This is a genomic window from Blautia sp. Sow4_E7 (assembly GCF_052116245.1).
Classification (GTDB): Bacteria; Bacillota; Clostridia; order Lachnospirales; family Lachnospiraceae; genus Blautia_A.
On the sequence record NZ_JBQKLL010000011.1, the window covers coordinates 96047 to 102930 of the forward strand.

At 39.3% G+C, this 6884-nt stretch carries 2 protein-coding genes; one reads left to right on the forward strand and one right to left on the reverse strand.

The annotated features are described in order from the left end of the window. Positions 1 to 10: 10 nt before the first annotated feature. Positions 11 to 1522: a hypothetical protein gene (locus ACTQ50_RS08820; protein ID WP_441483890.1), complete on the reverse strand. Its 1512-nt coding sequence runs from the start codon at positions 1520 to 1522 to the stop codon at positions 11 to 13. A 538-nt stretch (positions 1523 to 2060) separates the two neighbouring features. Here ACTQ50_RS08820 and ACTQ50_RS08825 point away from each other — a divergent pair. Next, positions 2061 to 6884, forward strand: a 4824-nt coding sequence (locus tag ACTQ50_RS08825; protein WP_441483891.1) for a SpaA isopeptide-forming pilin-related protein, incomplete at its 3' end; no start/stop codon positions are given.

The window sequence follows — 6884 nt, forward strand, 5'->3', positions numbered from 1 at the left end:
TGTAGATTTCTTAATACCGCAGCAGTCTCCGGATCTGGAGCTGGCTGCGGTATTTATTATGCAGTTCCAGTTTCAGAGCCTTTTCACAGGCATCCAGGATCTCATCATAATAAGTAAACTGATAAATATTTCCTGCAATCTGCACGCAATTATACCTCTGCAAAGAAGTACTGATCTGCTCCATGGAAAACTGGAAATCAAGCTTCGCCTGCAGCATTCGCATTAAGGTAAAGGAAACAAACCCGATCACGAAATGGGCGTTGATCTTATCGGGCGTCCAGGTGAAAGTAGCAGTAGAGTCGTACTGGCTTTTGGAATCCCGGAAAATCCTCTCCATGTGGCGAAGTCCGCTGAAAAGGCGGTAAGGAGTAAGATTATCCGCCTCCAGGTTATTCGTAGCGATAGCGGTATATCCGTCCAGCTTCAACCCGGTACGTCGTCCGGAAGACTCCCTGGCAAGGCGCTGCTGTCTGGCCTGAAGCTCATGATAGTAAACGAATTGTTTTTCCCTTTCTTCAAAAATCCTCTCTTTATAAAGAAGTGGGATGGTCTGATATTTTTCGTTCAAAACCTTCATTTCCTGATACCCATCCTTCAGAACCCAATCCTTGAATTCTGCATTGGAAGTGTGTACAGGCAGACCATAAATATATCCATCTGCTGGAATCCCATTACAAATGAAAGGTTCCTCCTCCGGACGTGCAGGCGCAGTATTGTAAAAATGAGTCTTAGGATTATCCCTCTTTAGTCGCTTCACAGCATTGAAAACAGATTGGTTCAACATAATACCACTGGTAGACAAGTCATACGCAATGGGGATTCCGTTCCTGTCCGTGAGAAGATCCAGGTGAAGGGTGGAATCTGTACGTCTGGCATTAGGCTGTGAATCAGAAGGCATGCTTCCTGGAATGGAAAAATTATAGTCTGTGTGGTCCAAAAAGGTAGAAGCGGCATCTCTGGAAAGGATGCTGCTGGAATGCTCATAAATCCACTTCTGCAGATCTTTTTGAAATTTTACCATAATATTCAAAGCAGAATCCAGGTCTTCTTCGGAAATGCTATCTGGCTCTTCGAAATAGAGCCCTTTTTCAATCGCTTCATTCCAGGTACAGCTTGGGTAAAGAATACGGGAAATAACAATATATCGAAAAATCTCTTCTATATTATAGGTAAGAGAAAGATTCCAGGTCTTGGTACGCCAGAAAATATCCAGCTGCAGTTCCTTGTAAAGATACTTCAGAACACCATAACCCACATTTTTTAGAGAGTGCTCTCCTGGTGAGAGAGTAGCAGTAAGGTCAACATATACCACAGAGTTCTTCTTATCTTCACGCTCCTGGTTCATATCCGAGACCACCTTCTCAAAATGGCTGATAGGATCCGGATAATCTTTCTTCAAATCTTCCAGATACCCCAGCCCCATAATAGTCTTCTGACGGGTGGCTTTCTTCTCTTTGTCATAGTAGGATTCGGTGATGGCAAGGTAAGTTCCCTTTGCCTTAGGAGTCTTTTTCAGAAACATAGGGTGTCCTCCTGTATGGTTTTATCATTTGAAAATGAAGATGCTGCTTATTCTTTGTTTGTCAATTGCATAAGCACATTGGTTTTCTGGCACTCATTATACCACGAGAAAAACCGTACATCAAGATACACCATGAGAAAATACGAAAAACAGAGCGAATATAGTTTAGAAAATAGGAACTGAAATTGTGCAAAACGCTGAAAATTGGATGGAGAGAAATGAAGTAAAAATGTGGTTTTTTGTATGGTGAAAGGAGAAAAAATGAGAAAATGTGTGCTTTTTTCAATAAAAAATCGAAAAAATAGCAAGTACACTAAAATACACACTATAAAAACACGAAAATAAGGGACGGTTAGTGCCCGATTCCTTAGTAAAACAGCAGAAAACAGGGATTTTTTTAAGCAACCTCAAATATTGCCCCTTTAAAAACTGTGTGATATGATGATGAAAACGGGTTTTTGGGCACTTCTGCCTGTAAAGCCACACTCAAAGCTTAATGAAAAAGGAAAACTCGATCATTAAAAAGGAGGACGTAACCATGAAAAAGAAATCGAGGCTGAAATCATTTTTTGCCATACTTCTGGCGGTATCTATGGTATTCCAGCAGTCCAGTCTGACTGTTCTGGCAACAGACGATACCTACGCTGAGGACGTGACTGCAACACCAACCCCGTCTGAAAGCGAAGCAGAAGAATATACAGAGGAGGAAGCAGAACCGGAAGCCGAAGAGCCGGTTGCTGAGGAACCAGAAGAACCTCAGGAAGAACCGGAAACTCCTGCTGAAGAGCCTGCCCAGGAGCCGACAGAAGCTCCAGCTGAGCAGCCTACAGAAGCACCTGCAGCAGAGCCGACAGAGGCACCAGCAACAGAAGTAACCGAAGCTCCCGCAGCACCGGAAGTAACCGATACACCGGCTGCAGAGGCAACTGCAACTCCTGTTCCGGAAGTAAGCGCAGTGCCAAGCGAGACACCGACACCTACTCCCACAGAAGCACCGAAGACTTCTTTCAGATACGAAGACAGTCGTGTAGTGATCACAGCAATTGCTCCGGAAGATGCAAACCTTCCACAGAATGCAGAAATCAAAGCTGACTACATTGCACCTGGCACCGACCGTTACAATGCAGCTGTAGCCGCATTCAACAGCCAGCTGAGCAGCCAGTTAGGACTGAACGCTAAAAACACTACAGCAGAGTATGTACTCTATGATGTATATTTCCTGACCGCCGACGGAAAACGGATTGAGCCAGAAAGCGGAAACGTAAAAGTAGATATGAGCTTCAAACAGATTCAGGAAAGCACTGTTGATGGTGACGTCGTAAATAAAGACGTTGTCCATCTCGACAACGAAGGTCAGGCAGAAGTCGTAACCGAGTACATAAACACAAACGCAGACGGCGAGATCACTTCTATGGGATTTACTCAGGATAGTTTTTCGATTGTGGGTGGTGTGACGACTTATGGGGCTCCATCAACAGGAGAAGAAAATAATTCGGGTAAAGAAGCTAATTTGACAGAGCTGGTGAAAGCTGGAGGTCTTACAGTATCAGCAACATCAAGTGTTGAAAACGTGAATCGAAAAGGTACATTAGAGTTTGCTTTCTCATATGTAATTGATGATGATAAGCTGGATACTGCAAAAAATAATCCTACATGGGTTTACGATATAAGCAGCCTCTTAAGCTCTGCTGAAGGTGGAGTGTTTAGTTCTATTGTTGAGGATAGTGTAGGCATAATTTATGACGGAAACACAAATGCAGGAACTTATAAAGTTAAGAATGGAAAAGTATATTTATACATAGATTCAAACTATATACAAAATCACACCTCTGATGTTAAAGGAACATTTTTGCTTAATTGCAGTTTCGATTCTTCTGTAATTAAGACTGATTCAGAAAAAGAAATAGAATTTCCGGGTATAACCGATAAAACAGTTGTCAAATTTGAAGAAGTAAAAACAGAAACTTCTAAGAAGGTACAAGGACAACAAGCTGATGATGGAAGAGTTGTATGGTCTGCTGATGGAAAACTTAATTATGAAATAACATTTAAAGCAAATGCCGATCTTGACAAGCTTGTACTTACAGATACTTTAGGAGCAGGACAAGAAATTATTGGCGGCAAGATTAAAATTAATGATAATATTGAGGTGCCAGTAACTGTAGAAAATGGAGTCTTTACAGTAGATGTGAAAGCAGCTTTAGGAAAAGAAATAAAAGCTGGAGATTATTATAAAGTTACTTATCAGACTACAGTAGAGAACACTGGTTGGAACAGTGAGATTACCAATAAAGCTTCTTGGAACTGGGAGGGCACAAAAAATACTCCAGAAGATGAAACAAAAATTACTGTAAAAAGAGATGTGACTCAAAAAAAAGTAACGAAATCTGAAACAACCAAAGAGGATGGGACAAAAGATACTGTATTTACGTATACAATTACAGTTGGCGATGGTGTAACAGATTTAAATGGTTACAGACTTATAGATAAAATGTCAAAAAATCAGAAATATGTAGAAGGGTCATTTAGTGTGACACCTGAATTACTTGGTTTGACACCCATACCGCCAACTGATTTTTCAAGTGATGATAATCAGCAGCATACTTTTTTGGATTATACGTTTAGTGAATCAACAACAAGTAAATATACGATTACGTATAAAACAACAACGGAGGGAACAGATCTATCGGGTTGGCATAATGTAAAAAATGATATTGAAACATTGCCACCAGGAGAAAATGATGGAAATAAAGACTCAACATATGAATCAGTTGATTATGGAAGTAAATCTAAGGCAGAAATAGAGAAAAAGTTTGAAAAGTTTGATCCCACAAACGATGGAAGCTATGTCTGGTGGACTATTACAGTAAAAGTTCCAACAGGAACAACGTTAAATAATGTCAGAGTACAAGAAAACGATATGGGCTATAGTGATAAAGATGGGGGGCCTAAAAGTACAGATGGATATGCTATTGATGCATCAAAAGTAACAGTTGTAAAAGAAAAGGATGGTTCTTCAGTAGAAGATTATACTTATGATGCAAGTAGCCGTAGCTTTATATTTGGAAGTTTATCTGATAATATTATTATAAAAATACCATTTATTTATGAAGCAGGGTTTGCTACAATTACTGGTGCTGGAAAATGGTTTTATAATAAAGGTACTCTTTATGTAGATAATTGGACTTACATTGGAGAGGATAGCGCTAAAGCTAGATATTTATCTACATACGATGTCACGAAATCACATGGAAATTATAACAAAAAAACACGTGAGGTAACTTGGTTTGTCGTTATCAATGACCTGGCTAAAACATATACACCTGATAAAAATGTTACATTCAAAGATACGATTCCAGATGGAATGTCCTACAAGGAAGGTAGCTTTAACGTTAAAGTCAATGATGGAGCAGAAACTGCAATAGTACCTACGGTGGAGAATAACACTATTAGTGCAAGGTTAGGTGGATTAAGCGGAAACAAATATATAGTTACCTATACAACTGTAGTTGATTCTAAATTTTTAAATGATTCTCATACATATACAAACTGTGTAAAAGTATATGATGAGGGAGAGAAAGAACTGACTGGCACTGAAGATTCTATCACCATTAATCATACTTATATTGCAAAGAGTTCAGATGGCATAAAAGCGAATGATAAATTAGACTATACAATTACGGTAAATGAGGAAGGGTTAAAGCTATCTGATGAGGCTACACTTACACTTATAGATGAATTACCAGAAGGCGTCGAGCTTATGCCTAATGGAATTGAAGGAAAAACAATATTTGCAGCAGATGGAGAAAACCAGCCTGTAAATATATCTTATGAACTTGTAGGGAGAAAATTAACAATTACTATTCCTGATGAAAAGCATGTTGTAATAAAATACAGAGTAAGAGTATCTGAACTTGGAGATCAGGAACTAATAAATAGAGTTACCTTGTCAGGAAAAGTAACTAAGTCAACGGAAGATAAGAAGAATGTTACTGTTAAATCTCATGGTGCAACTATCAGTGGCAGTAACGATGAATTTATGTTTGAAAAATCAAACAGTGATCTTTCTGAAAAACTTTCAGGAGCTACATTTAAAGTTTATAGTGTGACATATGATAAAGACACTAAGAAAATTACTGGCGATCCGACTTTGCATTGTGAAGTGATAACTGATCAGAATGGACAGGCAAAAGTAACTGATATAAAGGCTGGAGTTATTTACTATTGGGTAGAGACAAATCCGCCAGCAGGATATGAAATATCTGATCCATCAAAACATTATTTTATACGTTATGATGATACAACCATTTCAAAAAATACAGCAACCGCGTTAGTAAGTGAAATAGTTGCAGCAAATGAAGATATTTCAGAGATAATGATCACGAAAGGCGGCATTACCAAAACAGTCACAGACCGTAAGGTAAATTTAACTATTAGTAAAATAGTAACAGGAGGAGATGCTTCAGAGTATGCTGAATCCTTTAAAATAAAGGTTACAAATACAGAGAGAATTAATCTTGAGAATGCGATTGTTTCAAATGTAGTTGAAAATAGTGTTTCTATAAGTGGTAGTACAATAGAATTTTCTATTGCTGGCAATAGTACAGTATCTATTAAAGATTTACCAGCAGGAACTTATACGGTAGAGGAAATGAATGGTGCAAATGTGGTATATCAAACATCGTATAAGTTAGATGGCAAGGATGTTGCTAATGCTAAATTTAAGTTAGCGTCAGCTAGTGATGGACATTCTGTGGAAATTACAAATACTTATCCAGAAAAAGGAATTCTGATTCTTATTAAAAAAGGCGTCGGTGAAATGGCGCTTGCAGGAGCAGAATTCGAACTGTATAAAACAGGAAATCCGGAAACCCTGATTGGAACCTATACAACCGGAGAGGATGGAAAGATCACAGTTGACGGCGTAGAACCGGGAAGCTATTATTTCAAAGAAACAAAAGCGCCGGCAGGTTATGTAACTCCAAGCGGAGATGCAGCAAAGACAGGGGTTAAGGAAGTTGCAGCAGGCCAGACAGAAGTAAAGACTTATACTTTCGAAATGAGCAATACGGAAGAAAGTAAAGGAAAACTGGAACTGCTGAAGACAGGAGCAGAAGGAGCAGCCCTTGAGGGAGCAAAATTCGACCTGTATAAGGTTGGAAATCCGGATGAAAAGCGTGGCTCTTATGTGACTGGCAAGGATGGAAAGATAACAGTTGATGACGTAGAACCGGGAAGCTATTACTTTGTAGAAACAGAAGCCCCGGCAGGCTATGTAACCCCGGCTGGAACAGCTGCCAAGACAGAGACAGTAGTTGTAGAAGCAGGCCAGGCATCCGTTGTATTGTATACGATCAATGTA

What these genes read in the sequence shown, in the direction of transcription:
- ACTQ50_RS08820 (WP_441483890.1), bottom strand. Translation starts at nt 1,522, where the DNA reads ATGTTTCTGAAAAAGACTCCTAAGGCAAAGGGAACTTACCTTGCCATC.